Here is a 26,763-nt window from a genome sequence, read left to right on the forward strand (position 1 = left end):
CGACGCCACGAGGCGAAGCCCGCGCCCTGCGAGTTCAATTTTCGCTTCTGTCCAGCAAACCGCATTAATCACATCTACCCTTTTCAAGCCCTGGTTTCCCAATTGTTCACCTTGTGTTAACCGGCAAAAATTAGGCTGGGGGTTATGACGGTTGAACTCCCCCTCCTCGAAGAGGCTTTCCGCGGATATTCGGTTCTAGACAATGACGACGACGACCCGGTCTTAGTTCGCGCCGACGGGAGCATCGTGGACACTTGGCGGGAAGACTACCCGTACGAGGCCAAGATGGACCGTGTCACCTACGACGCGGAGAAGCGAGCGTTGCAGATCGAACTGCTGAAGCTGCAAAAGTGGCTCAAGGTGCATGGTCGACGTCTGATGATCGTCTTCGAGGGCCGCGATGCCGCCGGCAAGGGCGGCACGATCAAGCGGTTCGCCGAGCACCTGAACCCCCGCGGCGCTCGTGTAGTCGCGCTCGAAAAGCCGACGGAGCGCGAATCCAGCCAGTGGTACTACCAGCGCTACATCGAGCATTTCCCGACCGCCGGGGAGATCGTGCTCTTCGACAGGTCCTGGTACAACCGCGCCGGGGTGGAACGCGTGATGGGGTTCTCCACGCAAAACCAGGTGGAGCATTTTCTGGAGCAGACCCCGCACTTCGAGCGGCTGCTCGTCGAGGAGGGCATCGACCTGGTGAAATTCTGGTTCTCCGTCTCCGCCGGCGAACAGCTGACCCGCTTCACGATTCGCCGGATCGACCCGGTGCGCCAGTGGAAGCTCTCCCCCATGGACCTGGCCTCGCTGGACAAGTGGGATGACTACACGGCCGCGAAGAAGCAGATGTTCTTGAAGACCGATACCGAGCACGCCCCGTGGACGGTGGTGAAGTCCAACGACAAGAAACGCGCCCGGTTGCAGGCGATGCGCCACGTGCTGAACCTCTTCGAATACAAGGGCAAGGACCACGATCTGGTAGGCACCCCGGACCCGAAGATCGTCGGCCGCGCCGCGCGGGTCATCAACCACGGCGAGGAGTTCTAGCGCCGGCCCTTGTGCCTCGGCCGCAGCCGGCACTACGCTGAGGCAACCGACAAACACCGCCGCCAGTTGACGGCGGGATGCCCAGCGCGAAGGAACGATCATGGCCGAATCCGCGGAAACCGAGCGGCGAGCCGCCGCGCCGGCTCCCTATGTGCTCTTCCCCGGGACCGCCCGGGAAGCCTTGGGCCGCTACGCGCAGATCTTCGGCGGGGAGCTTGCACTGTTCAGCTACGCAGAATTTTCCCGCACCGATGGCGCCGGCGAGGCGATCGCCCACGGAATGCTCGATGGCGTGGTCACCCTCTTCGGGGCGGATGCCGCCGAAGGGGAAAAGTCCGTGGCCATGCAGGGGCTGATGCTTTCGCTGCTGGGAACCGCGCCCCCGGAGGTTTTGCACGGCTGGTTCGATAAGCTCGCGCAGGATGGTTTGGTGATCGATCCGCTCGCGGCTAAGCCGTGGGGCGCCACCGACGGGCAGGTTGTGGACCGCTTCGGGCTGCACTGGCTGATCGGCTACGAACCCGAAGGCTAGGCCCCTCCGGAGCGCGACGGCATGCTTTATGAGGGCAGCGGATTCCCGTACGGATAATCCACCCACACCCCATCGCCGCGCTCGGGGCAGTGCCGCTCGGCCCCGTTGCGCACGCAATGCGTGTCCGCCGGGTAGCGGTGCCCCTGCAGCAGCTTGCCGAATTCGATCGATCCCAGATCGGATACCTCGCGTCCGTCTCGGTAGCGCAGCGCGTAGTTGAAATAGCGGAAGCGGCGCTTGGTGAACCGGCGGATCCCGGACAATGCCGAGGCGCGCACCGCAACGGGCAGCTCAAGACTCATGGTGCCATCATTCCGCATGGCCGGACGCGTCGAATCCGCTGGCGACGACCGTGGTGAAATGCTCAACGACGGGGAACGGCTCGTAGAAGTGATGCAGCGCCTGCTTCCACCGCTGGTATTCCGGCGAACGGCGAAAGCCCTCGGTGTGGGCCGCAACCGACACCCAGCGCACCAGCAGCAGATAGTCTCCCGGGGATTCGATCGAACGCGATAGCTCCAAGTTCGCGAACCCCGGTTGGCATTCGATCAGCTTTCGCGCCTCGGCGAAGGCGGCCTCAAATTCTGCTTCCTGCCCTTGTCGGACAGGAAGTATCGCGTGTTCCAGGATCATTCTCTGAGCCTAGCAATTAACGGTTTAGCGGATCCTATGTGACGCGCCGCGGCCCGCCGTCGCGAGGGCTAAGCGGCCCACCGCTCGCTTCGTGGGCCCCGTTTTACGAGCTCACGCGCGGAAGATGCGGCGCGGGATCTTGGCTGGCTCCGCTGCCCTATCCAGATGCGGCGGCTCTGCCTATGCTGGGAGGCGTAGGTCCCATGCCGCGTCCAACAATACGAAGGAAGGCATCCTGATGGAACCAGAGACCCTTGTGCTCGCCGGAATTCTTTTGCTGTCGCTGATCGCGGTGACCACCGGAGGTCAGCTGCTGCTCAGGATCACCACCGGTGCGCTGTACGCCAATGAGCTGCAGAAGTCCTGGTTTCGTGCCGGGCACGCGCATGCCGGCGTGCTGCTCGTGCTTTCTCTGGCGCTGCTTCCCTATACCGATCATTTCGCCACGGAGAACTTTTTCGGCTCTGTGGCTCGGCTCGGCGTACCAGTTGCCGCGATTTTGATGCCGGCGGGATTCTTCCTCAGCGTTATCGGCAAGGACCCGCAAAAGCCCAGCAAGCTAGCTTGGCTGATCGCGGTCGGGGCCGCTTCGCTCATTGCGGGCCTGCTCGCCGCGGGAATCCTGGCCATTCAAGCCGGGGCCGGCGGATAATCCACCGGTTCGAGGGCGCGGGTTTGTCCCGTTGAAAGGGCTGGCAGGTTCGGCAGGCGCAGCTTTCGAAGGTTTAGGAGCCCAGCTCGTCTTCGGGAAGCGTGGCACGCGGCCCCAAGGGTTCGTCGGTTTCCTCTTCCCACTCCATCGTGGGTGTGGGTGGATCATCCAGGTGCACGCCGGCGCCGCGTTGGATCATGGTGACCGCCCCCATCGCCAGGAATACCGCAACGGCAACCGCCGCGGCACCGAGCACCAGGATCAGCAAGACGGCGCCGAGGCGCGAAGCTACACGTGAGCCCATGGGATACCGCCTTCCGAGTCTGCCATAAACGCTAATTCTATCCGTTCGCGCCAGATTCGGCCGGGACAACGGCAGAAACCTTCGGCCTGTTCACGAAATTTTCATCCGGCAACGGCGAACGCCCCGAGATTTCCGCGGGCTGCGGATCTCTCGGGGCGTTGGGCATGATAGGCCGTGCCTAACGCTGGGTGGCGCCGAACTTCTCGGTAGCCAGGGCCACCGCGGCGGCGCGCGCCTCGGACGCTTCATCGGCGGTCAGCGTGCGATCCGCGGAACGGAAACGCAGCCCGAAGGCCAGCGACTTCTTGCCGTCCTCGATGCCCTTGCCCTGGTAGACATCGAATAGGGCGATGCCTTCGAGCAGGGCACCGGCACCTTCGCGCAGGGTGCGCAGCACGTCGCCGGCGACAACGTGCTCGTCCACGATCAGCGCGACATCCTGAGTGGCCAGCGGCTGGGTGGACAGGTGCTGTGCGACGACCACGGCGGGAGCGGCTGCCATCAGTGCGGTGGCGTTCAGCTCCATGGCGACCGTGCGGGCCGGCAGATCGGCGTCCTTGAGCAGCTGCGGGTGCAGTTCACCGGCGTAGCCGATGACTTCTCCGTTGAGCTTCAGTGCTGCGACACGGCCCGGGTGGAAGGCCTGGTGGCTGCCCTGGGCAACCTCCAGCGGTGACCCGAGCAGATCCGCGATCGTGCGTGCGGTATCCAGCGCGTCGGCCCAGTCCCAGGCGCGCGGGGTGAACCCGGCGCCTGCGGCGGCCTCGTGGCCGGTGAAGACCGCGGCCACATGCCACGGCTGCTCCGGCACCCCGCCGAACAGTTCGGCCAGTACCTCATCGCTTGGCTTGACGCCCAACGGAGGCAGCACCGATGAGCCCAGCCGTTCGCCCGGCAGGAACACCAAGCCGCCCTCGTAGAGGGCCAGGTCGCGGAATCCGCGGCCCAGGTTACGCCGTGCGGTGTCCAGCAGGCCCGGCAGCATCGAGGTGCGCAGGAAACGGAACTCCTTGGAGATCGGGTTGGCCAGGGTCACCGCGTCGACCGTGGTTCCGGCCACCGGTGCGCCGAAGGCGTTGTTCTGCGCCGCGGAGACGAACGGGTAGGACAGGATTTCGGTCAGCCCGAAGTCGGCCAGGCCCTGCAGGATGCGGCGGCGCTGGGACTGCGTGCGAGTCAGGCCGCGGCCCGGAGGGGCCACCGGCAGGGTCGCGGGGATCTGGTCGTAGCCAACCACGCGGGCGACCTCTTCGACCAGGTCCTCCTTGATCGCCAGGTCCGGGCGCCAGCTCGGTGCGGTGACCGAGAAGCTGACGGCGGTCTGCGCGACGGACGCGCCGATGCCTTCCAGCGCCTCGATGGTCTGCGCGTCGGTGTACGGCACGCCGATCAGGCGTTCGGCGTATCCGGCCGGCAACTCGATCACGGTGGGCGCCGGGATTTCGCCGGCGTCGGTGACCCGCGCGATCTCGGTGCCGCCGGCAAGTTCGACCAGCAGCTGCACCGCGCGCTGTGCGGCGATCTGCATCACCTGCGGGTCAACTCCGCGCTCGAAACGCTTGGAGGCTTCCGAAGGCAGCTTGTGGCGGCGGCGCGAGCGGGCAATGGAGACCGCATCGAAGTGCGCGGCCTCGATCAGCACGCGGCCGGTCCCATCCGATACCTCGGTAGTGGTCCCGCCCATGACGCCGGCGATGCCGATGGCACCGGACTGATCGGTGATCAGCAGGTCCTCGACGTGCAGCTCGCGCTCCTTGGCGTCCAGGGTGGTGAGCTTCTCCCCGGGGTTTGCCCGGCGCACGGTGATGGGCCCGGTGAGCTTGTCCGCATCGTAGAAGTGCAGCGGCGCGCCGAGTTCGAGCATCACGTAGTTCGAAATGTCCACGATCAGCGAGATCGAACGCATGCCGGCCAGCTGCAGGCGCGAGGCCATCCAGCGCGGGGTCGGGCGGCTCGGATCGACGCCGGTGACTTCGCGGGTCACGAAGCGGGTGCAGCCTGGCACGCCGTAGATCGGGGCCTGGTCCGCCAGGGTGACAGGCAGGCCTGCCTCGGCGGCCGCGGTGACCTTCACCGTGGTGGCCGGGTCGGTGAACGAGGTTCCGGTGGCCAGCGCGTATTCGCGGGCGACGCCGCGGATCGAGAAGCAGTATCCGCGGTCCGGGGTCACGTTGATCTCGGCGGCCTGATCGGTCAGCCCGAACAGTTCCATGACGTCGGTGCCCAGCTCCGGGTCCAGGCCCAGGGTGGAGAGCACCATGATGCCATCGTGGTCCTCGCCGATGCCCAGCTCGCGGGAAGAGGCGATCATGCCGGCCGAGACGTGGCCGTAGGTTTTGCGCGGGGTGATCTTGAAGTCCCCGGGCAGCACCGCACCGGGCAGGGTGACAACAACCTTGTCGCCCTCCACGAAATTGTGCGCGCCGCAGATGATGCCCTGCACCCCGGATGGCTCGATGCCCTCGCCGGTCAGGGTCTGCTCCTGGCCTTCCGGAACGACGCGGACCTGGCACCAGTTGATGGTCTTGCCGTTGGTCTGCTCCTCCTTGACCAGGGAGAGCACCTGGCCGACGACGATCGGGCCGGACAGGGTGTCGGAGGGACGGTGCACGTCCTCTTCCTCGAGGCCGACCTTGACCAGGTCTGCCATAATGTCTTCGGCCGAGGCGTCGGCCGGTACCTGCGCATACTCGCGCAGCCATGAAAGCGGAATACGCATAACCTAGATCTCCATCCCGAAGTGCTGGCTGAAACGGACGTCGCCCTCGATCATGTCGTGCATGTCGGGAACGTCGTTGCGGAACATGAGCGTGCGCTCGATGCCCATGCCGAAGGCGAAGCCGGAGTACTCTTCCGGATCGATGCCGGCGGCGCGCAGCACATTCGGGTTGATCATGCCGCAGCCTCCCCACTCGATCCAGCGCGGTCCGCCCTTGGCCCCGGGGTGCCAGATATCGAGCTCGGCGCTCGGTTCGGTGAACGGGAAGTAGGCCGGGCGCAGCCGGATCTGCGCCTCGGCGCCGAACATCTGGCGGGCGAAGTGCTCCAGCGTGCCGCGCAGATCGGCCATGGTCAGGCCCTTGTCCACGGCCAGCCCCTCGAACTGGTGGAAGACCGGGGTGTGGGTGGCGTCGAGCTCATCGGTGCGGAAGGTGCGTCCCGGGCAGAGCACGTAGACCGGCACCTCGCGCTCCAGCATCGAGCGGACCTGCACCGGGGAGGTGTGGGTGCGCAAAACCAGGTGCGCGTCTGCCGGCTCGATGAAGAAGGTGTCCTGCATTTCGCGGGCCGGGTGGTCCGGCTTGAAGTTCAGCGCGTCGAAGTTGAACCATTCGGATTCCACCTCGGGGCCCTCGGCGATTTCCCAGCCCATGCCGACGAAGATGTCCGAGACGCGGTCCTGCAGGACCGAGAGCGGGTGGCGGGCCCCGGCGCGGCGGCGGCGCGGCGCGGCGGTGACATCGACGGTCTCCTCGACGAGGATGCGGGCGCCTTCGGCTTCTTCGAGCACTTCGGTGCGCGCGGCCAGGGCCTTGTTGACGCGGCCGCGGGCGCCACCGACGAGCTTGCCGGCTACGGCCTTCTCGGTTTTGTCCAGCTTGCCGATCTGGCGGTTGGCCAGCGACAGCGCGGACTTCTCCCCGGTGTGAGCCAGCCGTGCGTCTTTTAGTTCGGTCAGGTCGCCGGCGGTCTCGATGGCTGCTAGTGCCGCCTGGACCGCGGCGTTGATGCCTGCTTCATCGGTCGGATGCGGGACACTTTGGTCCGTTTCCGTTGCCTCTTGGGTTGTCTGATCAGACATGGGATCGATCGATCCTTCTCTTCGCTCGTGGAACTCTTGGTTCCTATTCTATTGGCTAGGGCCCGCCAACGTTTCAACGATGACGGGCCCGGGCCGTGAAGATGCTTACGATTCGCTTAGTGGCCGCTCGGGTCCTTGGCACCCTTCGGCGCAAAGGCCAGGGCAATGATCAGCACGAGCACCAGCAGGGCGCCGCCGAAGATCATCGAGTAGAACAACGCGTAGTTGGCGCTGCCGGTGGCCTTGTATTCCTCGGCGCCGGCCATCATGTCGAAGGCTACCGAGTGGTGCTCGACCTCGCCCGCAGAGTGCGAAACAACCTTGCCCGGGAAGCTGACTACCAGGTTTGCCTCGGTGAACTGTTCGTTGACCACGACTTCTCCGGCACCGGGCATCGAGAACTCAAATTCGCCGCCCTTGTCGGTCAGCGAGATCGGGAAGCCGAAGGTGCTGAAGGCATCCTGCAGCTGGACGAAGTTCATCTTGCCGACGGTTTCGAAGCGCAGGCCGACGTTTTCCCCGTCGTCGACGGTGGTGTAGCTCCACTGCTCGCCGAGGATCTGATCCAGTTCATCGGTGTTCAGCTGGCTGGCCAGCACGTCTTCGAAGGGCTGCCCCTGCAGGTTTTCCTGATGAGTGGTGACCTGCAGCGCACCGGTGGCCTGATCGGCACCGGTCACATTGACTTCAGCGTTCATGTTGACGCATCCGGACAGGGCCAGGATTGCGGTAAATACCAGCGCGAGAACGCCAAGAAGTCTCTTCACTCGGATTGCTCCTCAAGTTTATTGATTGATTATCTACATTTTGCCGACACCGGGCACTAGTTCCAGCTTACGCGGTTTAGAGCGTGCGCCCTGCATGGGCTTGAGCCAGGCAGGCGGCGACGATCGGCGCGTCCGCTTTGATCCACGGCACCGCGGCACCCAGCGACTCATCCAGAGCCAGCCAGGCCAATTGGTCGTGCCCGTCGAGCGTGTCGGGAGTGCCGGAGCTGATGGTGGCGAACCAGACTCGCATGGCGGCCTGCTCGTTCAGCGCCCAGCCCTGCGCCAGCGGTCCGGTAACTTCGGCGCCGAGCGTGAGCTGCACGCCGAGCTCCTCGCGCAGCTCTCGATGCACCGCCTCGATATCAGACTCCCCCGGTTCGACCTTGCCACCGGGAAATTCCCAGAGGCCGGCCAAGGCTGCCGGGCGGTTGCGCCGGGCAGCCAGCATTTTCGTCGGCGACGCGAAGCTATCGACGATGGCTACGGCGACGATTTGTTTCAGATTCATGGAGGTGTTCCTTGGGCTTTAGCGTTGGGCGCGGGCCGAGGCATACAGGCAGACCGTCGCGGCGGTGCTCACGTTCAGCGATTCGGCCACCCCGTAGAGCGGCACCGCGACCTTGTACCCGGCCAGTTCCTTTTCCTGCTCGTCGAGCCCCTGCCCCTCATTGCCGAAGAGCCAGATGGTGGGCCGCTCGAGCGCGGGTTCATTCGCCGGCAGTTCGGTTCCGGTCCCCGCGCGCAGCACCGCCGAATCCTGCAGGGTGTCCAGGTTGTGGGCCGCGTAGCCATCGGCCGCGAGCACTTGCAGGCGTTCCCCGGCGGCAGCGATGAAGTCGTTGAGGTCGACGTCGCTGAGCACCGGCAGGTGGAAGAGCGAGCCGACGGTGGAGCGCACAGCCTTCGGATTGTAGATGTCGACGCTGTCCTTGGTCAGGATCACCGCGTCGGCACCCGCCGCGTCGGCGGCACGCAGGATGGTTCCGGCATTGCCCGGATCCTGGATTCGGCAGAGCACCGCGATCAGCTTGGGGTTGCTGGCCAGCACCTCGGAAAGCTGCGGCTGGGACATTGCGACGACCGCGAGGATGCCCTGCGGGTTCTTCGTATCCGCCATCGCCGAGATGACATCGCCGGTGACAAAATGAGTGCGCACCTTGGCTGCGTCGAGCAAGGCCGTAAATTCTTCGTGGCGTTCCAGAAAACCAGGGACCACGTAAACTTCTTGGACCAGCTGGTCGTTGGAACGGTGCGCAACCAGCGCCTCGCGGACCGCTTGCGGGCCTTCGGCAAGGAATTCGCCGGTTGCCTCACGGCCCTTGCGGTGGGCCAAGCGGGCGACCGCCTTGACTCGGTCGGCGCGCGGATTGGACATCACGTCTGGGGGAAAGCTCGTCATTATTCGAGAATACCGGTAGAAGCACCGAAGGGTGGGTTCCACACTATGTGCGGTACCCACCCTTCGGTGTGATCTGTCCTACCTGAGGCCTAGCTCAAAGGGAGAAACGGATTTACTTCATCTGCTGGCGGGATTCTCCACCAGCTGGTTCGAAGCCTGCGCCCTTGGCAGCTTCGATCGAGTTGAACCAGAACTCGGCCTCGGTCTGCTCGTACCAGGTCGAGCCTGGGACGTGGTACTTGTTCGATCCGGCGTTGCCCTTGATGACGAAGCCTTCTGGTGCGTCCTGGCCTTCAACGGCCTTGATCACGCCTTCGCCTTCGACGCTCTTGGCTGCTGGTGCAGCTGCGGCCTTTGGAGCCTTGGCAGCCTTTGGTGCGGAAGCTGGTGCTTCTGCGCCGCGAGGAGCGTTGACATCTGCCGGAAGAGCGTCCTTTGCAACCTTGACCAAGGTAGCGAAAGCGTTCGAGTCCGAAACAGCCAGCTCGGAGAGCATGCGACGGTCAACCTCGACCTCAGCGGCCTTCAGGCCCTGGATCAGACGGTTGTAGGTCAGGCCGTTGGCGCGGGATGCAGCGTTGATACGCTGGATCCACAGGCGACGGAAGTCGCCCTTGCGCTTACGGCGGTCGTTGAAGCTGTAAACGAACGAGTGGAGCAGCTGCTCCTTGGCCTTACGGTACAGGCGCGAACGCTGACCGCGGTAACCCTTTGCGCGTTCCAGAACGACGCGACGCTTCTTATGGGCGTTTACTGCCCGCTTCACACGTGCCACGTGTGTACTCCTTCAAGTCAGTTCCTCCCACCCGGGATAACCAGGTGAAAGCGAAATCTATGGTTGTTGGGGTTGTGCTTCCCCGAATTGCGAAAGGGAGAGCTTAGAGGCCCAGCATCCGCTTGATGGTCTTCACATCGGCCTTAGCTACCAGCTGGTCAGAAGCCAGGCGGCGCGTGACGCGCGAGGACTTGTGCTCCAGGTAGTGACGACGGTTGGCCTGCTGGCGCTTGAGCTTGCCGCTACCAGTCAGCTTGAAGCGCTTCTTGGCGCCACTGTGAGTCTTGAACTTCGGCATAGCTGCCGTTCTCCTAACGTGCTCCACATAAATCGTGAGATCTGTGGGGATCATCCGAAGCGGGCCTCTTGGCAAGGTGACCGCTGCTGTTCTCTTGTAGTTGGACCTTCGCAAGGAAGATCCTTCACCGTTTCCGATGACGGGCCCGGAGGCCCAACAGGCTTGGGCTAGGCTTCGCCTTCAGCCGCGTTGCGAGCCTGCTCCAGCTTCGCGAGAGCTTCATCATCCATCGCTGCTGCGACGTTCTGACCCTCGGTCTCTTCTGGGGCGTCGGTGCGGATCTTGCGCTTCGCGCTTTCCCGGCCACCCGACTTCTGCTGCTGTTCGCGGCGAGCCTCTGCCTTGTTCTTCAGCGGACCTACAACCATGACCATGTTTCGGCCATCGATGCGAGGGGTGGACTCTACGAGCCCGACCTCTGCTACGTCTGCTGCAAACTTTTCTAGCAAGCGAATGCCCATCTCTGGGCGTTGCTGCTCACGTCCACGGAACTGGATCATGGCCTTGACCTTGTCGCCTGCGCCTAAGAAGCGCAGTGCGTGGCCGACCTTGGTCTCGTAGTCGTGGGTGTCGATCTTCAGACGGAAGCGGACTTCCTTCAGGATCGTGTTGGTCTGGTTCTTACGAGCTTCACGAGCCTTGACAGCGGCTTCGTACTTAAACTTGCCGAAGTCCATCAGTTTGCATACAGGAGGCTTGGCGGTCGGTGCCACCTCGACCAAGTCCAGATCGGACTCGACAGCTAGTCGGAGCGCGTCCTCGATGCGGACGATTCCTACCTGCTCACCATTGGGGCCGACGAGACGTACCTCTGGCACGCGAATGCGCTCATTAATGCGTGGATCGCTGATGTGTCACTCCTGATTTTCGTAAGTCACTTACTCGCAAATGAAGAAGGCCCCCGTCTGCGAAGTGCAGGCGAAGGCCAAAGAATAGACGACACAATAGTTTTACGATTCTTCCTCGTAAAGCTATTTCCGGATACTCATAAATATCCTGCCGAATTACCCGGAAGCCTAAACGGCTACTGCGGGTGGGAGTTGGCCTCCACTTGCATGGCTCAACACTGATCTCTTGGTGACATCATCCGGATACCGGACGCTCTCAAGTACCTGTATTGAGTCGGTCTGTGACAAGCTTAGCAGTATGAGTACCGAAGACACCAACTCGCAGCAGCATGCTGTCGAGCAGCAGATGCGCGACATCGCAGAAGTTCCAGCAGTAGAGATTATCACCACCGCCGCAGTTCACCTGATGAGCGCGGCCGCAGTCAAATGCGGACTGGCAGAAGGTGATGATGCCGATGAGCTGAAGGATCTTGACGAAGCTCGCAAGCTAATTACCGCTCTGGCTGGCCTAGTCACCGCGGGGGCACCCGAGCTTGGCTCACAGCACGCGGCACCGCTGCGTGACGGTCTGCGAAGCCTTCAGCTCGCCTTCCGCGAAGCATCATTGATCCCGGATGCACCAGGCAAGGGCCCGGGCGAGAAGCTCACCGGACCGGTCAACTAGCGATTGTTTCGCAGAATTTTAAGAGATTAACGTCATGGATCCGCTTCCTTTGGGAAGCGGATCCATGCTCGTTTAAACACGGGCTGTTCCGTTTCGGAACAGATATTGCCGGATTGAAACGAGCCACAACGCCTTGCACTAGATAGGCTTCGGTAATGGATACCTTCGAACAGCCGGTACTGCATGCCGGGCGCTATGTCTTGCGGCCGTTCGACATCGGCGACGTGGCATTGATCGAGGCGGCTTCGCTGGATCCGCTCATTCCGTTGATCACCAGCGTTCCCGTTAAGGGATCCAGCCAGGACTTCGCGGACTTCATCTCCAGGCAGCAGCAGCGTGTGGCTGACCGCACCGGGTATTCCTTCGCCATCGCCGAGGCACAGACGAATCGGGCGATCGGGCAAATTGGGCTGTGGCTGCACAACGTTGCCGCCGGCCGGGCAAGTATCGGATACTGGATCGATCCTGCACAACGCGGACGCGGTGCGGTGAGCGCGGCGTTGGATGCACTCACCGATTGGGCCTTGAAGCTTGCGGCCATCCATCGGGTGGAGCTGTACATCGAGCCTTGGAACGAAGGGTCGTGGCGGGCCGCCGAAAAATGTGGTTTCACCCGCGAAGGATTACTGCGAAGCTGGCAACTGATCGGCACCGAGCGCAAGGACATGTACTGCTACTCCCGGCTGAAAACCGAGGGCCCGGCGCACTAGCAAAAGCACGATTCCACTACGAGAGGCAGGATCATTGATGGACCGTCAAACGCAGAAGATTGTTCTGGAACCATTGCACGAGGGGCATAGGCAGTTCGTCATTTCCCTGGCCTCCGATGAACGAGTCACTCGCTATATCGGTGATGGTTCGGTCTGGGACGATCAGACGATCGGCGAGCGAATTCAATTGGCACTGAGCGCTTTGCCGCTTGCTACGGTTGGGGCCACTCGCTGGTTTGTGGCTATCGCTGCGGGGCATCCGGCAGGGCTGGTCGTGGCCACCCGTAAACCCGAGGGAGTCGAACTTGGGTATTGGGTCTCCCCCGGCTATTGGGGTCAGGGAATCGCCGGTGCCATGGTCAATAGCGCGCTAGGGCTCATCCCCGAACTATTTCAGGTGCGCCGTTTGATCGCTCGGGTCGACCCAGCCAATGTTGCCTCGGCCAAGTTGTTGGCGCGCAGAGGCTTCACGGGGCGGTCAAGCACCGACGGGCTGGATCACTACGAGCTCAAACTCACCTCGGCCTAAACGAAGTCGCCCATCCGCGCGCGACGGGTGCGGCGCACTCGTCGGCGGATCTGCTGGGCGATCAATGCGATTACCACGATGAATACCGCCAGCAAGCCGATGCCGATAAATGCCTGGGCGGGGCCGAGCGTATCCACGAAGATGCCGGTCAGCGGTGAACCGAGCGCGGTGCCGGTGGTCATCGCCGAACCGTACCAGCCCATGGCCTCGCCGCGGCGTTTCTCCGCGACCAGGTCGGTGAGCCATTCGGAGGCCGCCGAGAGCGTGGGCGCGCAGAGCAGGCCCGGGGCGAGCGAGAGCAGCGCCAAGCTCCAGGTGTCGGTGGCGAAATACATGGGCACGGTCAGCACCGCCATCGCCAAGAGCAGCAGGAGCGGGGAGATAGCCCGGTTCATCGAGCCGTAGACCAGCCCGCCGATCAGCGACGAACCGCACCAGAAGAGGAATACGATCCCCAGGTCACCGGAGCGTGACTGCGCTTCGAGTTCGGCAACGATGCCCACCTCGGTGCCCGTGAGCAGCGCACCGGCTCCGCCGGCGGCGATGAACACCGCAAGCACCGAGGCGCTGATCCAGTTGAAGCGGCTCTTGAACGCACGTCCGCGGCTCTTGATCCGGGCGCGCGCGGACTTCCAACCCGCGGTGATCAATTCGCCTTCGACCTCGGCCACGCCGAAGGGGGCCGCGGCGATGAAACTGGCCTCCGCGCCGAGACGCTCCTCGTGCACGTTGGCGCGCAGGGCCACCGCCTTGGGGTCATCACTGCGCGTCGGCGGATTCAAAATCATCAGCGCCAGACCGGCGACCGATGCGGTCACCCCGATGACGCTCAGCCCGATGGTGCTGCTGATCTGCGTGGCGACGATCCCTGCCGAGGCCGGTCCGACGATGAATACCAGTTCGGTGGCCGTCGCATCGAGCGCAAAGGCGGTGCGCCGGTTATCCCCGGTGGTCATGATGCCCAGGGCGGTACGGACCACGGAGAACACCGGCAGCGAGAAGAGCCCGCCAATGAATGCCAGCGGGTACACCCACTCCAGCGACACGTGCGGGACGGTGCACCAGACGATGGTTTCGACGAAGATCGAAGGAATCAGCGCCCGGCGCAGCCCCCACGCATCGACCCGGGCACCGCGCCACGGGGCGCCGATGGCAATGCCGAGGGTCATCAGTGCGGTAACCAGCCCGGCGGACACCCAGCTCTGATCGAGATTCGTAACCAGGTGCAGAAGCAGCAGCATGCTCAGCGCCGAGTGCGGCAATCGGGCAATCATTCCGATGACTAGCAGCGATGAAATCTGCGGCTGCCGCAGAATCTGCCAATACCGTTTCATACCCGGTGGTGTCCTTTTCTCTTAGTCTGGTGCGCTGAGCAAACTCACTTCGAGCGAATCGACCGCTTCGGCGAATTCTGGGTTTTGGGCGAGGCGCCCATGGATGTCTTTGGTGCTCTGGCGGGCTTCGGCCTCGGGGGTTCTGGCGGCGAAGACGAACTGCAGGTTCAGTTCCGGTCCCGGGCCGCCGCCCAGCACCGCCGCTCCAGAGACATCTCGCGAGCCGACTCCCCGGCCCGGCGCCACCTTCACCGCGCGGAGCGCCGGATAACCGGCGGTCGCCTCTTCGACGAGCTTGGCGATGTGCTCGCTGAGATAGCTGGGGGTCCAATCGGTCTGCTTGGCCAGGTTCCACATCCCGGGGCGACGCAGCACGAAGGTGAAATCGCTGCCCGGGTCGAGCACCAGCAGCTGGGCTTCTTCGCTCACCGCAGACAGGGCCGCGCGGGGTGCGTAGACCGCCACCGGTCGGGCCTCGCCATGCCAGGCCTGCAATCGCTCGACAGTGGTGAATACCGGCAAGGCCATCCGCCCATCGGGTGCCTTGATCTTGACCAGCGCCATGTCGGCTTCCTTATCGGCGGCGAAACCATGTTCGGTCAGCGCTTCTTCGCCGAGCTGGGCGACAACCGCCACGAAGACGCGAGCCTGGGACAGGGCCCGATGCACTCCGGCCTCGTCTCCGGTTCCCGCGCGGAGTTCGGCCAGGGCGCGCTCCACGGCCGGGTCGGCGGCTCCATCGTCCTTGTCAAACTTGTGCAACGGATTTTCCTCGCCGCTCAAGTCCCGACCGTCCCAGCCTTGGCCGGCAGAATCTGCGCGGTTGCCAGCTTGCGCCAACGCCGCGGCGATATGCCCGGGCAGGTGGCGTTTGGGATCGGATTCGGGGTGCGAAGTGCTCATGAAACTATGCTATCTGCCGGGTGCAAATGCGAAAGTCCTGCGACGAAAATCCGTTCATGACCTTTGCCACGCACCCCGGCTCCGGTGCAGAGGGCAAAAGACCCGAACCGGGCCGGTGGGCGCTGGTTCGGGTCCTGGCTCAAAAAATGGTGGAGGCTAGCGGCGCCCTGCCACGTCCAGCGCTTGGGCGAGGGTGAACTGGCCCGCGTAGAGCGCCTTGCCCATGATCGCCCCTTCGATTCCCTCCGAGACCAATTCGCGCAGCACGCGCAGATCTTCCAGCGAGGAGATGCCACCGGAGGCGATCACGGGTTTGGTGGTCTTGGCGCAGATTTCGCGCAGCAGGTCCACGTTCGGCCCGCGCAGGGTGCCGTCCTTGGTCACGTCGGTGACCACATAGCGGGCGCATCCGGCATCTTCCAAGCGTGCCAGCACGTCCCAGAGGTCGCCGCCGTCCTTTGTCCAGCCGTGGCCGGACAGGGTGGTTCCGCGCACGTCCATGCCCACGGCGATTTGCTCGCCGAAGCGTTCGATGACGCGCGCGGTCCAGTCGGGGTTTTCCAATGCTGCGGTCCCCAGGTTCACGCGGGTGGCCCCGAATTCCAGTGCGCGCTCCAGCGAGGCATCGTCGCGGATGCCGCCGGAGAGTTCCACCTTGATGTTCAGTTCGTCGGCGATGCGGCGGACCACCTCGGTGTTGTTGCCGCGGTCAAAGGCCGCGTCGAGATCCACCAGATGGAGCCATTCGGCCCCTTCGCGCTGCCAGGACAAGGCCGCCTCCAGCGGGTCGCCGTATCCGGTTTCCGACCCGGCTTCGCCCTGCACCAGGCGAACGGCTTGGCCGCCGGCGATATCTACCGCCGGGAGCAGTTCAAGAATTGGTTGCTCGCTCATAATTTCCTTCTGTCGCTAATGTCTAGAGAGTCTGAACCCAGCCGGCGACAATTGCCGCGGCGGCCAGGGCCCACAATGCGATGATCCACGAGATATGCGCTTTCTGGCTTTTGAGCGAGATCGCGCCGCCGGCGAGGAAGGCACCGAGGGTTAGCAGGATGATGGCCCACATTTCCTAAAGTGTCTCCAACCAGTTGCGCAGCAAGCGGGCCCCGGCGTCGCCGGACTTCTCCGGGTGGAATTGCACGGCGGACAGCGGACCGTTTTCCACGGCCGCGACGAATTCGGTGCCATGGGTGGACCAGGTCACCTGGGGCGGGGTCATCGCCGGTTGGGTGACATCGAACTCCCACTTCTGCACGCCATAGGAATGCACGAAGTAGAACCGCTCGTCCTCGATCCCGGCGAAGAGCCGGCTGTTCTCCGGCGGGCGCACGGTATTCCAGCCCATATGCGGGATGACCTCTGCTTGCAGGCGCTCGACCACACCAGGCCACTCGCCGATGCCTTCGGTTTTCACCCCGTGCTCAACACCTTGCTCGAAGAACACCTGATGTCCCACGCAGATGCCCAGCACCGGCTGGCCACCGGCGATGCGGCGGCCGATCCAACGCAGCGCGCCGACCTTGGTCAGCTGCTCCATCACCGAGGCGTAGGCTCCCACGCCGGGAACGACGAGGCCATCAGCGGCCAAGATCGCTTTCGGATCCGCGGTCAGCTCCACCTCGGCGCCGGCGGCTTCCAGCGCGCGCACGGCCGAGCGGACGTTGCCGGATCCGTAATCGAGGACGACGACAGTTTTTTTCGCCACTTAGAGGGCACCCTTCGTGGATGGGATCTTGTCGCCCATGCGGGCGTCCGGCTCGACCGCTTCACGCAGCGCGCGAGCGAATGACTTGAATTGGGCCTCGACGATGTGGTGCGGATCGCGCCCGGAGAGCACCTCGATATGCGCGCAGATCTGCGCGTGGAAGGTGATGGCCTCGAATACGTGCCGCGTCATCGAACCGGTGAAGTGCCCGCCGATCAGGTGGTATTCCTGGCCTGCGGGTTCCCCGCCGTGCACCAGGTACGGGCGGCCGGAGACGTCAACGACCGAACGGGACAGCGCCTCGTCCAGCGGTGCGTAGGAGGTGCCAAAGCGGCGTATGCCCGCCTTGGTGCCCAGGGCCACGCGCAGCACCTCGCCGATGGTGATGGCCACGTCTTCGACCGTGTGGTGCACGTCGATGTGGGTGTCACCGGTGGCGCGCACGGTCAGGTCGATGAGCGAATGCTTGGACAGGGCGGTGAGCATGTGGTCATAGAACGGCACGCTCGTGCTGATCTCCGAGACCCCGGTTCCGTCCAGGTCCAACTCGACGAAAACTGATGATTCGCTGGTCTCGCGTTCCATCCGGGCGCGACGAGCGCCAATCAATTCGGCAGACATGTCTTCCTTCGCTTGTGTGTGAATTCTACTTCTGTGCACCCAGCAACAAGGCCAGGTGCTCCAGGAAGGCGGTGGTTTCGGCTTCGGTGCCGGCGGTGACGCGCAGCGTTCCCTTGATTCCATTGTCGCGGACAATGATGCCGGCATCCAACAGGCCCTGCCAGATGGCGTGCGGATCTTCCAGTCCGCCGAAGAAGACGAAGTTCGAATCCGAGACAGATGGCTTCAAGCCGAGATCGATCAGCGTGGACACGATGCGGTCGCGCTGGGTCTTGATGTCTTCGACCTGCGCGAGCAGCAGCTCGATGTTCTTCAGCGCCGCGATGGCGGTTGCCTGGGTGACCGCGGAGAGGTGGTAAGGCAGACGCACCAGGCGAATCGCGTCGGTCACCTCGGGGGCCGCCGCGAGATAGCCCACGCGGGCTCCGGCCAGGCCGAAGGCCTTGGACATCGTGCGCGAGACGATCAAGCGCTGGCGCCCTTCGAGCAGGGTAAGCGCCGATCGAGTACCTGCCAGCGAGAATTCTGCGTAGGCTTCATCCACGATCACCATGGCGTCCGTTTCGCTGGCGGCCTCATAGACCGCTTCGATGACGTCTAGGCCCAGTGCGGTTCCGGTCGGGTTATTCGGGGAGCACAGGAATACCACGTTTGGGCGGTGTTCGCGCACCTGCGCGGCGGCGGATTCGGCCGAGAGGGTGAAATCTTCGGCGCGGTTTCCGGCAATGAATTCGGTATCGGTGCCACTGGCGAGCAGCGGGTACATCGAGTAGGTGGGGACGAAACTAAGCAGGCTGCGCCCCGGGCCGCCGAAGGCCTGCAGGATCTGCTGGAGAATTTCGTTGGAGCCGTTTGCGGCCCAGATGTTGTCGGAGGTCAGCCCGTGACCAAGGTAGTCGGCGAGCAGCTCGCGCAATTCGGTAAATTCACGATCCGGGTAACGATTTAGGCTGGCAGCCGCTTTGGTTACTTCCTGAGCGATGGCATCGACAACGGTCGCTGGCAACGGATGGGTGTTCTCGTTGACGTTCAGCTGAATGGGGACGTCAATTTGCGGCGCTCCATATGGGGATAGCCCGCGGAGATTCTCACGCAAGGGCAGCTGACTCAGAAGTTCACTACGGTCATTCACGCATTAATTCTAATGCTGAGGCACTCTCGCCGGTGAATCCACGACAAGAACAGGTAACAATAGTGAGCTGGCACTTAGTTCGAGAGTACCGGGATATCCAAAGTGTCCCCGGCGTACAACACACCGGCATCGATGGAGTTCAATTCCTCAATGTGGCTCATCGCCGCGTTGACTTCGTAGCCTACGGCGTACTCGCTGGCCAGCCCCCATAGGGTGTCACCGGGAATCACGGTGACTTCCACCGTCGCCGGGCCGGTGGGAAGGTCCGTGGACGCTTGGGCGCTGCTGGTGAACATGGTGAACATGAACGCCGCGGCGATCGTGAGCAGGAAGACCGGTATGCCTACCAGTACTGCCCAACCGCGACGGTTGATGCGGATCCTCATTGGTGTCTTGCTCTGCTGTGGGTGAAGTGCCAGAGTTGCCACGACTTTTTCTCCTCAACGATTACGGGTGATGCGAACCAATATTCGAATACAATCTTCGAACACCTGTTCGATACTAGTACATCTTTTCTAACAGAGCCAGATCGAACTTGTCCAGATGTTTTCGAACAAATCTTTGAAAGAAGCCCTGCGATCAACTAAGATTTCGAAGTAGTCGATCAATGAATACATCACAACATTGGGCACCGACAGTTTGTAGCTTCGAACTGAGGACCGAATGCAAGGGAAGGCAAAAATACATGTCAGCATCACAGCGCACTCCCCGGTCGAACGCCCGTTCGCTGACGATACGTCAGAAAAAGATCCTCGAAACCATCCAGCGTGCGATCGGCAAGAATGGCTACCCGCCGTCGATGCGTGAGATTGGCGACTCGGTCGGGCTCAAAAGCCTTTCGAGCGTTACTCACCAACTCGGTCAGCTCGAAAAGCTTGGGTACATTCGTCGCGACCCGCGGCGTCCACGAGCGATGGAGATTCTGCTTCCGCTGCAGCTTGCAGAGGACGGCGAGGGAAGCAGCGAGCCGCTGAGCGCGCCGGAACCCGCTGAGGACACGAAGGTCATTGAGCTGAGCTCCTCGGCAGACACCACAATGGTTCCCTTGGTCGGACGCATCGCCGCCGGTGGACCAATTTTGGCGGAGCAAACCGTCGAAGACGTCTTTTCCCTACCCCGCCAGCTGGTTGGCCACGGCGAGCTGTTCATGCTCAAGGTATCGGGCGATTCGATGGTGGATGCGGCTATTTGCGATGGCGACTGGGTGGTCGTCCGTCGCCAGCAGACCGCGGAGAACGGCGATATTGTGGCCGCATTGCTTGACGAGGAAGCCACGGTGAAGACCTTCCGTCAGCGCGACGGCCACACCTGGTTGCTGCCACAGAATTCGCGTTATGAGCCGATTCTCGGCGACGCGGCCACGGTGATGGGACGCGTCGTGTCGGTGATGCGTTCGCTGTAGCAGGCAAGTTTATTCCAACGAGCCATTCGGCCTCACCCATTGTCGGTGAGACCGGATGGCTTTTATTTTGCGCTGAGGTGGCTCGGCGGCAGGCTCACGCGCCCGGCTGCCTGGAGGATCGTCCAGCGTTGGGTGGCCGCCGAAAGCTGCGTCTCGACCCGGTCCGCGATCTGGCTCGCCGTGTCGCGGACCAATCGCGCGGCGGTGCGGCGGGTCTCAGCGGGCAGACGTTCGTCGTTCGCGGCGAGCGCCAGGTAGCGGCAGAGGATTCCAGTGAACAGATTGCCGTCTCCGCCGGATTCCAGGCGCAGGCCCTGTGCCGCAGTGGCGAGCTGGTCGTTGATCGCCTGAATCAGCGAGGCGGCTTGTGCCAGATGCTCAGCGGTCCCGGTGGCCAGCAATGCGCCGAGCACGGTGCCCTGATTGTAGGTGTAGATCGCTTCCTCGGTGCGCGGGCCGCCGGCGGTCAGGCGGATGCCGTCGAGGTAGAGCCCGGAGGATGTGCTGTAGAGCTCGCGACGCAGCCAGTCCAGCAGCCCGGTGGCGGTGCTCAAGTCCGCGATGCGTGCGAAATACAGGGCCGCCGGGGCGTTGGTGGGCGTGTTCTTGAAGTCGCGTTTGCGCGACCAGTAGAGCCCGCCGCCGAGCTTCTCGTCTTGGCCGCGCACCAGCTGTCGAGCCAGTGCACGCATGGCTAGGGTGGCGAGCAGCGCCGGGCGGGCGGTGAGCTGCTGGCTCAGCCCATTGAGCCGTTGGCTGGCAAGCAGCAACCAGGCCATGTCGTCGTAGAAGTAATTCGGGAAGCGGCCGAAATTGCGCAGCAGGATGCCGCGCAGCAGCTGGTTGGCCCGCCGCCAGTGCCTCTGGGCCGCGCACCGGTGACCGGAGTGCAGCTCGCGGAAAGCCGCGTCGAGGATCGCGTCGAGATAGTGCGCCTGCCACCAGTAGTGCCATTCGGACCAGGGGCGCGGGCGTTTGCCAGGCGCTGGCGCGGTAGGCGTCGCATGCAGCGAGCCGATCCAGGTGCCGGGCAGGCCCATGAGCCGATGGCCGAATCTGGCGTGCAGGTCCTCGCCTGCCACCGCGGCTAGGGCCTCCCAGTGCTCGGGGTCGTGGTTGCCTGGCTGATGCTGCGCTTCATTCACGAGTCGGCTCCCACTGCTCAATTCTCCGGTTGTGTGCAACAGCGTAGCCGCTTCGCCCGCCGGCATCGAGCACATCGAGCGGGCGGGATCAGGCCGCGAGCACTTCGGCGGCCGAGAACCAGTAGGTGTTGCGTCGCGGTTGTTGATCGGGGTCCAAGAATTTGGGCAGCAGCACCGCCGGAGGTTTGCCCTCGGCCACCACGAGGTTGAAAAGCCCGGCATGGCGCGCGTGGTGATGCATGGGACAGAGCAGAACGCCACGATCCACGCGGGTCTGTCCGCCCTCCTCCCATGGATCGACGTGGTCCGCCTCGCAGCGGCTGGCCGGCATCCGGCAGCCCGGGTAGAGGCAACCGCGGTCGCGGGCGGCCAGGGCGCGTTTCATATGCGGCGGAAAGAGCCGTTTGGATCGGCCGATATCCAGCGGTTGGCCTTTGCCGTCCAGCACCGCCGGGTAGATTCCGGCATTGCACATGAGCGTTCGGGCCTCCGCCGCGGTCAGCGGCAGGCCATTTTCGGTGCTGGCGAAGCTGGCGGCGCCAGCGAGCATTTTCTCGTAGTTCAGGTGCACGATCACCTGCGGGGCGATCAGCCCGGCGCCCGGATTTTTGCCGCCGACGCGATTGGCACGCAGCACCGCGAGCAATCCGGTCAGGTGGCGCAGGGCCGGGCTCAGGTCTTCGAAGGGCCGTTCGGGCGGCGGGGCGAGGTTGCTGGGTGGTTTCGGTGGTTCGGCTTCCGTCGCTTCGGCAGCCGGGGCGCGGGCCCAACCGGGCATGCTCGGCGCATCGTCCCATTCCTTGGGGGTGGTTGGCGTTGGCGCAACCGGGGTTCCGGGCTCGACCGATGGGGCGGGCTCGTCCGATGCGGCGGGCTCGGCGTGGTTGGGATAGCTGGCGTGGACGAGCTCGTTGAGCTGCTCGCGGTTGCCGGCGATGGTGTTGGGGTTGTCGATCTTGGCGCGGAGCGACTCGATGAGTTCGGCATCGTGCGGGAAGACCTTGAGCTGGTAGATGACCAGTCCGCCTTTTGTGCCACGAGGGAAGAGTCCTGCCTCGGCGAACAGCGCCTCGGGCGGGCGCTGGGCCTGGAGCTGCTCGGTGATGAGGCCGGACAGGTGCTTCGCGGCGCTGGCCGGTTCCTGGGCGATGAGCTTAACCGCCTGCGCTTCGAGCTGGGCGCGGGCCTGCGGGCCGGGCAGGTCCGCTTCGGCGTTGCGGATGGCCCGGGCGGCGCCGATCGCCGGGCGCGGATCTACGTTGCGGTTCGCGAAGTGGGCGGCAAGCTGCGGGCAATCGGGGGTGGTCCGCTCCCCCGCCTCGGAGACCTTGGCGATCAGCGAGCCGGCGGCCGCGAGCCGGGAGAGAGCCGCGCCGTGGGCGATGCCCAGCCAGCCGGAGTGCAGGTCCGCGGCGTCCTTGAAGCTGCTGCGGCCCAGCGTGCAGGTGCCGTGCAGCGCGGCGAGCTGCTCGTCCGTGGGTGCGGCGCCGGCGTCGGCGATGGCATCGAGGGATTCGGTATCCAGCTGGTGGCTGCCGCTGCGCTGAACCGCGTCGGCCGCGTGGATCTGCAGGCGGGACAGGGTCTGCGCGGTGCGTTCGGCCAGCCAGGCGAAGTAGGCGGCCTGGCCGGCGGGCAGTTCCTGGGAAGAGAGTTGCGCGCAGGCGGCATCGAGGGTGGTGATGGCCTGGGCCATCGCCCCGAGGGCCGCCTGGTTGCTGGTGAGTTCTTCCATACCCACCACCTTGCACGGTCCGCGGGCGGGTGCCGGCGGATCGGGCGCAGGGTGTGGAAAAGCGGGCGTGGCCGGTTTGGCGCCGGCTACTTTTCCGGTTGCAGGCGCTGCAGCACGCCGGTGATGACTTTTTTGTCGGTGGTCGGCCACATCGGCGGCAGCGAACTTTTCAGGAACGAGCCGTAGCGGGCGGTGGCCATGCGCGAGTCGAGGACCGCGACCACCCCCTTGTCCTGCACCGAACGGATCAGCCGGCCGGCGCCCTGGGCCAGGCGGATGGCCGCGTGCGTCGCGGAGACCTGCATGAAGCCGTTGCCGCCGTGCTTGGCCACGTCCTCGGTGCGGGCCTTGGAGATCGGGTCGTCGGGGCGCGGGAAAGGGATCTTGTCGATGATCACCAGGCGGCAGGAATCCCCGGGCACGTCCACGCCCTGCCAGAGGGTCATGGTGCCGAACAGGCAGGTGTCGCGCTCCGCGGAGAAGTCCGCGACCAGCGACTTCATGCTCGCGTCGCCCTGGCAGAGGATTTTCACATCGAGCTTCTCGCGCAGGATCGCCGCGGCTTCCTCGGCCGAACGCTTGGAGGTGAACAGCGCCAGCGCGCCGCCGCCGGAGGCGGTGATCAGGTCCTCGATCTCGTCCAGCGTCTCCGCGGCCAGCTGGCGCCCGGGCTTGGGCAGGTGCTTCGCGACGTAGAGGATGCCCTGGTTCGGGTAGTCGAACGGGCTGCCCACATCCACCCCGGTCCAGGACGGGGCGCCCTGGCCCATGAGCCCGAGCGATCCGGCCACCGAATCGAACTGCGAGCCGATGGCCAGGGTGGCGCTGGTGAGCACGACGGTGCGCCCGTCGAACAGGCCCTCGCGCAGCTTGCCGGCCACCGAGAGCGGCGCGACGTTCAGCGTCGCCGGCTGGCTGTCCTCGGTTTCCACGTAGCCGCGGCCCTCGATGAATTCGCGCGGGCGGGAGGTGAAGAGCACCTCGCGGCGCTCCTCGGCTTCGAGCATGCGGATCGCGTCGTCCATCACCGCCTGCATCTGCGAGCGGGCGGTCTGCCGTCCGCCGTCCGCCGGGGCGTTCGCCTCCGGCTTGGACAGCGCCAGCACCAGGCGGGCCTGTTCGACGATGTCGTTCAGCGCGAGGCCCATATCTTCGCGCAGCCCGCGCTCCAGCAAGCCCGTGGGCACCCCGGTGAGCGATTTTTCCAGCCGGCCGGCGGCCTTGGTGAGCTCGTCGACGTTCACGCCGCAGTGCCTTTTGGCGCCGCCGGCGGCGGTGAGCACCCCGCGCGCCGAGAGCGCGCCGGAGACCGAGCTGGTGACCCGGTCCTGCAGCTCGTGGGCCTCGTCGATGATCGCGACCTCGAAGTCCGGCAGCACGGACAGGCCCTCGAAGGCGGAGACCGCGAGCAGCGCGTGGTTGGTGATGACCACGTCGGATTCGGCGGCCCGCGCGCGGGCCATTTCGGAGAAGCACTCATCGGCCATCGGGCACTTTTGGGCGCCCAGGCATTCCATGGCGGAGACCGAAACCTGTTTCCAGGCCTTGTCGCTGACCCCGGGGACCAGTTCGTCGCGGTCCCCGGTATCGGTCTTCTCCGCCCAGTCGCGCAGCTTCAGCACCTCGGCGGCCAGCGGGGAGAACATCTGCCCGGCGGGCGCGGCCGGCGCGTCCATTTCGAACAGCGTTCCCTCGCTGTCGTCCGGGTACCCGCCGCCGAGCTTGTACTGGCAGAGGTAGTTGGCCCGGCCCTTGAGCAGGGCCACGTCCATCGGACGCGAGAGCTTGCCCTTGAGCGCTTCGAGCAGCCGCGGCACATCGCGCCCCACGATCTGGGACTGCAAGGCGAGGGTTGCGGTGGACACGATCACCGGCTTCGCGCTGGTTTGCGCATGGGCGAGCGCCGGGATCAGGTAGCCCATCGACTTGCCGGTGCCGGTGCCGGCCTGCACCAGCAGGTGTTTTTCGTCCTCCAGGGCCTCGACCATATGCTTGACCATCTGCTGCTGGCCGACGCGCATCTGGCCGCCCATGGAGGTCACCGCGGTTTCCAGAAGGTCCAGGACCTGCTCTTGCTTATCCATGTAGGTTGAAAGTCTCCAACTGAACCGCGAGGGATTCTCGCACCTTGACGATCATCCGGGTTCCGTGATCCGTGTGTTCGCTTTCCAATATTTCCGATTCGCTCTGGTGCAGCTTGGCGATCAGGTCTCCGCGGTCGTAGGGGATGAGGATTTCCAACTGCACCTCGGGCCGCGGGATCGAGCTGCTGATCTGCTCGAGCAGCGCCTCGATGCCTTCCCCGGTGCGCGCCGAAACGATCGTGGTGTTCGACTCGCGGTTGCGCACCCGTTCGATGACGATCGGGTCGGCCACATCGGCCTTGTTCAGCACGATGATCTCGGGAATGTTCAGCGCGTCGACCTCCGCCAGCACCGTGCGCACCGCCTGGATTTGGCCTTCGGGGTCCGGATGCGAGGCATCGACCACGTGCAGGATCAGATCCGAGTCGGCGATTTCTTCCAGCGTCGAGCGGAAGGCCTCCACCAGCTGGGTGGGCAGGTTGGAGACGAATCCGACGGTATCGGCCAGCGTGTAGGTCAGCCCGTCGGCGGTTTCCGACTGGCGCACGGTGGGATCCAGGGTGGCGAACAGCGCGTTCTCCACCAGCACCCCGGCGTTGGTCAGCCGGTTGAGCAGCGAGGACTTGCCGGCGTTGGTGTAGCCGGCGATGGCCACGGCCGGGACCTGGTTGCGCTTGCGGTTGGCGCGCTTGGCCTCGCGGGCCGGCTTCATCGCCTTGATCTCGCGGCGCAGCTTGGCCATCCGGTCGCGAATGCGGCGGCGGTCCATCTCGATCTTGGTTTCGCCCGGACCGCGCGAACCGATGCCGCCACCGGCGGCGCCCACTCGGCCACCGGCCTGGCGGGACATGGATTCGCCCCAGCCGCGCAGGCGCGGCAGCAGGTATTCGAGCTGCGCCAGTTCGACCTGGGCCTTGCCTTCGCGGCTCTTGGCGTGCTGCGCGAAGATGTCCAAAATCAGCGCGGTGCGGTCGATGACCTTCACCTTGACGATGTCCTCCAACGCGCGGCGCTGCGAGGGGGCGAGTTCGGCATCCACCACGACGGTATCGGCGCCGGTGGACGCGACGATGTCGCGCAGCTCTATGGCCTTGCCGGACCCGAGGAAGGTGGAGGAATCGGGCTTGCTGCGGCGCTGCACGACCCCGTCGAGCACCTCGGAGCCGGCGGTTTCGGCCAGCGCGGCGAGTTCGCGCAAGGAGTTTTCTGCGTCGGTGACGCTGCCGGAGGTCCAGATGCCGGCGAGCACCACGCGTTCCAGGCGCAGCTGGCGGTATTCGACCTCGGTGACATCTTCGAGCTCGGTGGAGAGCCCGGCCACGCGGCGTAGCGCCCGGCGGTCGGCTAAATCGTCTTGGTCCCCGTCGAAGGATGAATGCTCGGCGGAGAAGCGGTTCAGCGCGGTCGCCTGTCCGGAGAAGATGTGCTCCTCGACCGGTTCGTCGGCGTGGAATACGGCGGGGGCTTGCGCGTCGTCGGCCGCCAGAATGCGGTCGATGGCTGCCTTGATCTGGGCATCATCCATTGATGCCGCGTCTTGCTCGTGTGACTCGGAGTTAGTCATGGTCTCCTTAGAAGAACTTCTCTGTACAGAATAGTGCGGGGTACCCCCACTTCGCGAGGTGGCGCGATCAGATGTCGGTGGGTGTTCGGTCATACCGGTCCTTGTGCTCAAGACAAATTGCTGTCGGTGATCAGGTGAAGGGGCGGTTACCAAGAGACTGCGGCGGGGCACGAAGGGGTGC

The 26,763-nt window shown here is 64.4% G+C and carries 30 protein-coding genes; 7 read left to right on the top strand and 23 right to left on the bottom strand.

What is annotated here, in order from left to right:
* Positions 1-144 precede the first annotated feature (144 nt).
* On the top strand, positions 145-1,041 hold the full coding sequence (gene ppk2, locus CQ017_RS16685; protein WP_105554659.1) for a polyphosphate kinase 2: 897 nt from the start codon (positions 145-147) through the stop codon (positions 1,039-1,041).
* 100 nt (positions 1,042-1,141) lie between these two features.
* Positions 1,142-1,573: a VOC family protein gene (locus tag CQ017_RS16690; RefSeq protein ID WP_105554660.1), complete on the top strand. Its 432-nt coding sequence runs from the start codon at positions 1,142-1,144 to the stop codon at positions 1,571-1,573.
* Between the two features lie 26 nt (positions 1,574-1,599).
* On the opposite strand, the gene CQ017_RS16695 is transcribed toward CQ017_RS16690, so the two are convergent.
* Both CQ017_RS16695 and CQ017_RS16700 read right to left on the bottom strand, forming a co-directional pair.
* Positions 1,600-1,875: a hypothetical protein gene (locus CQ017_RS16695; RefSeq protein WP_105554661.1), complete on the bottom strand. Its 276-nt coding sequence runs from the start codon at positions 1,873-1,875 to the stop codon at positions 1,600-1,602.
* A gap of 7 nt (positions 1,876-1,882) precedes the next feature.
* On the bottom strand, positions 1,883-2,206 hold the full coding sequence (locus CQ017_RS16700; RefSeq protein WP_105554662.1) for an antibiotic biosynthesis monooxygenase: 324 nt from the start codon (positions 2,204-2,206) through the stop codon (positions 1,883-1,885).
* A gap of 238 nt (positions 2,207-2,444) precedes the next feature.
* On the opposite strand from CQ017_RS16700, the gene CQ017_RS16705 reads away from it, so the two are divergent.
* Positions 2,445-2,858 carry a hypothetical protein gene (locus CQ017_RS16705; protein ID WP_105554663.1) on the top strand — a complete coding sequence of 138 codons (414 nt, stop codon included), beginning with the start codon at positions 2,445-2,447 and terminating at the stop codon, positions 2,856-2,858.
* A 73-nt stretch (positions 2,859-2,931) separates the two neighbouring features.
* On the opposite strand, the gene CQ017_RS16710 is transcribed toward CQ017_RS16705, so the two are convergent.
* The 9 genes from CQ017_RS16710 to infC all read right to left on the bottom strand — a co-directional run bounded on the left by CQ017_RS16710 (position 2,932) and on the right by infC (position 11,024).
* Positions 2,932-3,162 (bottom strand): hypothetical protein, encoded by a 231-nt coding sequence (locus CQ017_RS16710; RefSeq protein ID WP_105554664.1) that lies wholly within the window; start codon positions 3,160-3,162, stop codon positions 2,932-2,934.
* A gap of 178 nt (positions 3,163-3,340) precedes the next feature.
* Positions 3,341-5,881, bottom strand: a complete 2,541-nt coding sequence (gene pheT / locus CQ017_RS16715) for a phenylalanine--tRNA ligase subunit beta (RefSeq protein ID WP_105554665.1) — start codon at positions 5,879-5,881, stop codon at positions 3,341-3,343.
* 3 nt (positions 5,882-5,884) lie between these two features.
* Positions 5,885-6,964: a phenylalanine--tRNA ligase subunit alpha gene (locus CQ017_RS16720; protein WP_105554666.1), complete on the bottom strand. Its 1,080-nt coding sequence runs from the start codon at positions 6,962-6,964 to the stop codon at positions 5,885-5,887.
* A 116-nt stretch (positions 6,965-7,080) separates the two neighbouring features.
* The gene (locus CQ017_RS16725; protein WP_105554667.1) at positions 7,081-7,731 is read right to left on the bottom strand and encodes an LppM family (lipo)protein; all 651 of its coding nucleotides are present in this window, start codon (positions 7,729-7,731) and stop codon (positions 7,081-7,083) included.
* Positions 7,732-7,807: 76 nt separating this feature from the next.
* Positions 7,808-8,242: a (deoxy)nucleoside triphosphate pyrophosphohydrolase gene (locus tag CQ017_RS16730; protein ID WP_105554668.1), complete on the bottom strand. Its 435-nt coding sequence runs from the start codon at positions 8,240-8,242 to the stop codon at positions 7,808-7,810.
* 18 nt (positions 8,243-8,260) lie between these two features.
* Complete coding sequence (locus CQ017_RS16735; RefSeq protein WP_105554669.1) at positions 8,261-9,133, bottom strand: RNA methyltransferase; 873 nt, start codon at positions 9,131-9,133, stop codon at positions 8,261-8,263.
* A gap of 112 nt (positions 9,134-9,245) precedes the next feature.
* Positions 9,246-9,908, bottom strand: a complete 663-nt coding sequence (gene rplT / locus CQ017_RS16740) for a 50S ribosomal protein L20 (protein WP_105554670.1) — start codon at positions 9,906-9,908, stop codon at positions 9,246-9,248.
* Between the two features lie 103 nt (positions 9,909-10,011).
* Entirely contained in the window at positions 10,012-10,206 is a 195-nt protein-coding gene (gene rpmI, locus CQ017_RS16745) for a 50S ribosomal protein L35 (protein ID WP_096288052.1), read from the bottom strand.
* 167 nt (positions 10,207-10,373) lie between these two features.
* On the bottom strand, positions 10,374-11,024 hold the full coding sequence (gene infC / locus CQ017_RS16750) for a translation initiation factor IF-3 (RefSeq protein WP_374954800.1): 651 nt from the start codon (positions 11,022-11,024) through the stop codon (positions 10,374-10,376).
* A gap of 328 nt (positions 11,025-11,352) precedes the next feature.
* Between infC and CQ017_RS16755 the strand changes: the two genes are divergently transcribed.
* The 3 genes from CQ017_RS16755 to CQ017_RS16765 all read left to right on the top strand — a co-directional run bounded on the left by CQ017_RS16755 (position 11,353) and on the right by CQ017_RS16765 (position 12,957).
* On the top strand, positions 11,353-11,718 hold the full coding sequence (locus tag CQ017_RS16755; RefSeq protein ID WP_096288056.1) for a DUF1844 domain-containing protein: 366 nt from the start codon (positions 11,353-11,355) through the stop codon (positions 11,716-11,718).
* 155 nt (positions 11,719-11,873) lie between these two features.
* Complete coding sequence (locus CQ017_RS16760) at positions 11,874-12,428, top strand: GNAT family N-acetyltransferase (RefSeq protein ID WP_105554671.1); 555 nt, start codon at positions 11,874-11,876, stop codon at positions 12,426-12,428.
* A gap of 37 nt (positions 12,429-12,465) precedes the next feature.
* Complete coding sequence (locus CQ017_RS16765; RefSeq protein WP_105554672.1) at positions 12,466-12,957, top strand: GNAT family N-acetyltransferase; 492 nt, start codon at positions 12,466-12,468, stop codon at positions 12,955-12,957.
* Here CQ017_RS16765 and CQ017_RS16770 read toward each other — a convergent pair.
* The 8 genes from CQ017_RS16770 to CQ017_RS16800 all read right to left on the bottom strand — a co-directional run bounded on the left by CQ017_RS16770 (position 12,954) and on the right by CQ017_RS16800 (position 19,080).
* Positions 12,954-14,291, bottom strand: a complete 1,338-nt coding sequence (locus tag CQ017_RS16770) for an MFS transporter (RefSeq protein WP_105554673.1) — start codon at positions 14,289-14,291, stop codon at positions 12,954-12,956. The two genes, CQ017_RS16765 and CQ017_RS16770, sit on opposite strands and share 4 nt — an antisense overlap.
* Positions 14,292-14,312: 21 nt before the next feature.
* Complete coding sequence (locus CQ017_RS16775) at positions 14,313-15,194, bottom strand: SseB family protein (protein ID WP_105554674.1); 882 nt, start codon at positions 15,192-15,194, stop codon at positions 14,313-14,315.
* Positions 15,195-15,350: 156 nt separating this feature from the next.
* Positions 15,351-16,088, bottom strand: a complete 738-nt coding sequence (gene priA / locus CQ017_RS16780) for a bifunctional 1-(5-phosphoribosyl)-5-((5-phosphoribosylamino)methylideneamino)imidazole-4-carboxamide isomerase/phosphoribosylanthranilate isomerase PriA (protein WP_105554675.1) — start codon at positions 16,086-16,088, stop codon at positions 15,351-15,353.
* 22 nt (positions 16,089-16,110) lie between these two features.
* Positions 16,111-16,260 carry a hypothetical protein gene (locus CQ017_RS18205; RefSeq protein ID WP_176484251.1) on the bottom strand — a complete coding sequence of 50 codons (150 nt, stop codon included), beginning with the start codon at positions 16,258-16,260 and terminating at the stop codon, positions 16,111-16,113.
* 3 nt (positions 16,261-16,263) lie between these two features.
* Positions 16,264-16,899 (bottom strand): imidazole glycerol phosphate synthase subunit HisH, encoded by a 636-nt coding sequence (gene hisH, locus CQ017_RS16785; protein ID WP_105554676.1) that lies wholly within the window; start codon positions 16,897-16,899, stop codon positions 16,264-16,266.
* On the bottom strand, positions 16,900-17,520 hold the full coding sequence (gene hisB, locus CQ017_RS16790; RefSeq protein WP_096288070.1) for an imidazoleglycerol-phosphate dehydratase HisB: 621 nt from the start codon (positions 17,518-17,520) through the stop codon (positions 16,900-16,902). It lies immediately after the preceding gene.
* Between the two features lie 25 nt (positions 17,521-17,545).
* A complete protein-coding gene (locus CQ017_RS16795; protein ID WP_105554677.1) occupies positions 17,546-18,652 on the bottom strand; it encodes a histidinol-phosphate transaminase in 1,107 nt (368 codons plus the stop codon).
* A 74-nt stretch (positions 18,653-18,726) separates the two neighbouring features.
* On the bottom strand, positions 18,727-19,080 hold the full coding sequence (locus CQ017_RS16800; RefSeq protein ID WP_105569970.1) for a LysM peptidoglycan-binding domain-containing protein: 354 nt from the start codon (positions 19,078-19,080) through the stop codon (positions 18,727-18,729).
* Positions 19,081-19,337: 257 nt separating this feature from the next.
* Between CQ017_RS16800 and lexA the strand changes: the two genes are divergently transcribed.
* Complete coding sequence (gene lexA, locus CQ017_RS16805) at positions 19,338-20,054, top strand: transcriptional repressor LexA (protein ID WP_105554679.1); 717 nt, start codon at positions 19,338-19,340, stop codon at positions 20,052-20,054.
* Positions 20,055-20,116: 62 nt separating this feature from the next.
* Here lexA and CQ017_RS16810 read toward each other — a convergent pair whose 3' ends face one another.
* The 4 genes from CQ017_RS16810 to hflX form a co-directional block, all read right to left on the bottom strand.
* On the bottom strand, positions 20,117-21,199 hold the full coding sequence (locus CQ017_RS16810) for a glycoside hydrolase family 76 protein (protein ID WP_258133778.1): 1,083 nt from the start codon (positions 21,197-21,199) through the stop codon (positions 20,117-20,119).
* 88 nt (positions 21,200-21,287) lie between these two features.
* Entirely contained in the window at positions 21,288-22,934 is a 1,647-nt protein-coding gene (locus tag CQ017_RS16815) for an HNH endonuclease signature motif containing protein (RefSeq protein ID WP_105554680.1), read from the bottom strand.
* An 86-nt stretch (positions 22,935-23,020) separates the two neighbouring features.
* Positions 23,021-25,018 (bottom strand): ATP-dependent DNA helicase, encoded by a 1,998-nt coding sequence (locus tag CQ017_RS16820; protein WP_105554681.1) that lies wholly within the window; start codon positions 25,016-25,018, stop codon positions 23,021-23,023.
* The gene (hflX, locus tag CQ017_RS16825; protein WP_374954801.1) at positions 25,011-26,675 is read right to left on the bottom strand and encodes a GTPase HflX; all 1,665 of its coding nucleotides are present in this window, start codon (positions 26,673-26,675) and stop codon (positions 25,011-25,013) included. The genes CQ017_RS16820 and hflX overlap by 8 nt, the downstream gene beginning before the upstream one ends.
* Between the last annotated feature and the right edge of the window lie 88 nt (positions 26,676-26,763).

It is taken from the genome of Arthrobacter sp. MYb224 (assembly GCF_002975455.1).
Taxonomy (GTDB): Bacteria; Actinomycetota; Actinomycetes; order Actinomycetales; family Micrococcaceae; genus Glutamicibacter.

Bases quoted from the DNA above. Each gene is read 5' to 3' on its own strand.
- ppk2 (WP_105554659.1), top strand. From the start codon at position 145: ATGACGGTTGAACTCCCCCTCCTCGAAGAGGCTTTCCGCGGATATTCG.
- CQ017_RS16690 (WP_105554660.1), top strand. From the start codon at position 1,142: ATGGCCGAATCCGCGGAAACCGAGCGGCGAGCCGCCGCGCCGGCTCCC.
- CQ017_RS16695 (WP_105554661.1), bottom strand. From the start codon at position 1,875: ATGAGTCTTGAGCTGCCCGTTGCGGTGCGCGCCTCGGCATTGTCCGGG.
- CQ017_RS16700 (WP_105554662.1), bottom strand. From the start codon at position 2,206: ATGATCCTGGAACACGCGATACTTCCTGTCCGACAAGGGCAGGAAGCA.
- CQ017_RS16705 (WP_105554663.1), top strand. From the start codon at position 2,445: ATGGAACCAGAGACCCTTGTGCTCGCCGGAATTCTTTTGCTGTCGCTG.
- CQ017_RS16710 (WP_105554664.1), bottom strand. From the start codon at position 3,162: ATGGGCTCACGTGTAGCTTCGCGCCTCGGCGCCGTCTTGCTGATCCTG.
- pheT (WP_105554665.1), bottom strand. From the start codon at position 5,881: ATGCGTATTCCGCTTTCATGGCTGCGCGAGTATGCGCAGGTACCGGCC.
- CQ017_RS16720 (WP_105554666.1), bottom strand. From the start codon at position 6,964: ATGTCTGATCAGACAACCCAAGAGGCAACGGAAACGGACCAAAGTGTC.
- CQ017_RS16730 (WP_105554668.1), bottom strand. From the start codon at position 8,242: ATGAATCTGAAACAAATCGTCGCCGTAGCCATCGTCGATAGCTTCGCG.
- CQ017_RS16735 (WP_105554669.1), bottom strand. From the start codon at position 9,133: ATGACGAGCTTTCCCCCAGACGTGATGTCCAATCCGCGCGCCGACCGA.
- rpmI (WP_096288052.1), bottom strand. From the start codon at position 10,206: ATGCCGAAGTTCAAGACTCACAGTGGCGCCAAGAAGCGCTTCAAGCTG.
- CQ017_RS16755 (WP_096288056.1), top strand. From the start codon at position 11,353: ATGAGTACCGAAGACACCAACTCGCAGCAGCATGCTGTCGAGCAGCAG.
- CQ017_RS16760 (WP_105554671.1), top strand. From the start codon at position 11,874: ATGGATACCTTCGAACAGCCGGTACTGCATGCCGGGCGCTATGTCTTG.
- CQ017_RS16765 (WP_105554672.1), top strand. From the start codon at position 12,466: ATGGACCGTCAAACGCAGAAGATTGTTCTGGAACCATTGCACGAGGGG.
- CQ017_RS16770 (WP_105554673.1), bottom strand. From the start codon at position 14,291: ATGAAACGGTATTGGCAGATTCTGCGGCAGCCGCAGATTTCATCGCTG.
- CQ017_RS16775 (WP_105554674.1), bottom strand. From the start codon at position 15,194: ATGAGCACTTCGCACCCCGAATCCGATCCCAAACGCCACCTGCCCGGG.
- priA (WP_105554675.1), bottom strand. From the start codon at position 16,088: ATGAGCGAGCAACCAATTCTTGAACTGCTCCCGGCGGTAGATATCGCC.
- CQ017_RS18205 (WP_176484251.1), bottom strand. From the start codon at position 16,260: ATGTGGGCCATCATCCTGCTAACCCTCGGTGCCTTCCTCGCCGGCGGC.
- hisB (WP_096288070.1), bottom strand. From the start codon at position 17,520: ATGTCTGCCGAATTGATTGGCGCTCGTCGCGCCCGGATGGAACGCGAG.
- lexA (WP_105554679.1), top strand. From the start codon at position 19,338: ATGTCAGCATCACAGCGCACTCCCCGGTCGAACGCCCGTTCGCTGACG.
- CQ017_RS16815 (WP_105554680.1), bottom strand. From the start codon at position 22,934: ATGGAAGAACTCACCAGCAACCAGGCGGCCCTCGGGGCGATGGCCCAG.
- CQ017_RS16820 (WP_105554681.1), bottom strand. From the start codon at position 25,018: ATGGATAAGCAAGAGCAGGTCCTGGACCTTCTGGAAACCGCGGTGACC.
- hflX (WP_374954801.1), bottom strand. From the start codon at position 26,675: ATGACCGAACACCCACCGACATCTGATCGCGCCACCTCGCGAAGTGGG.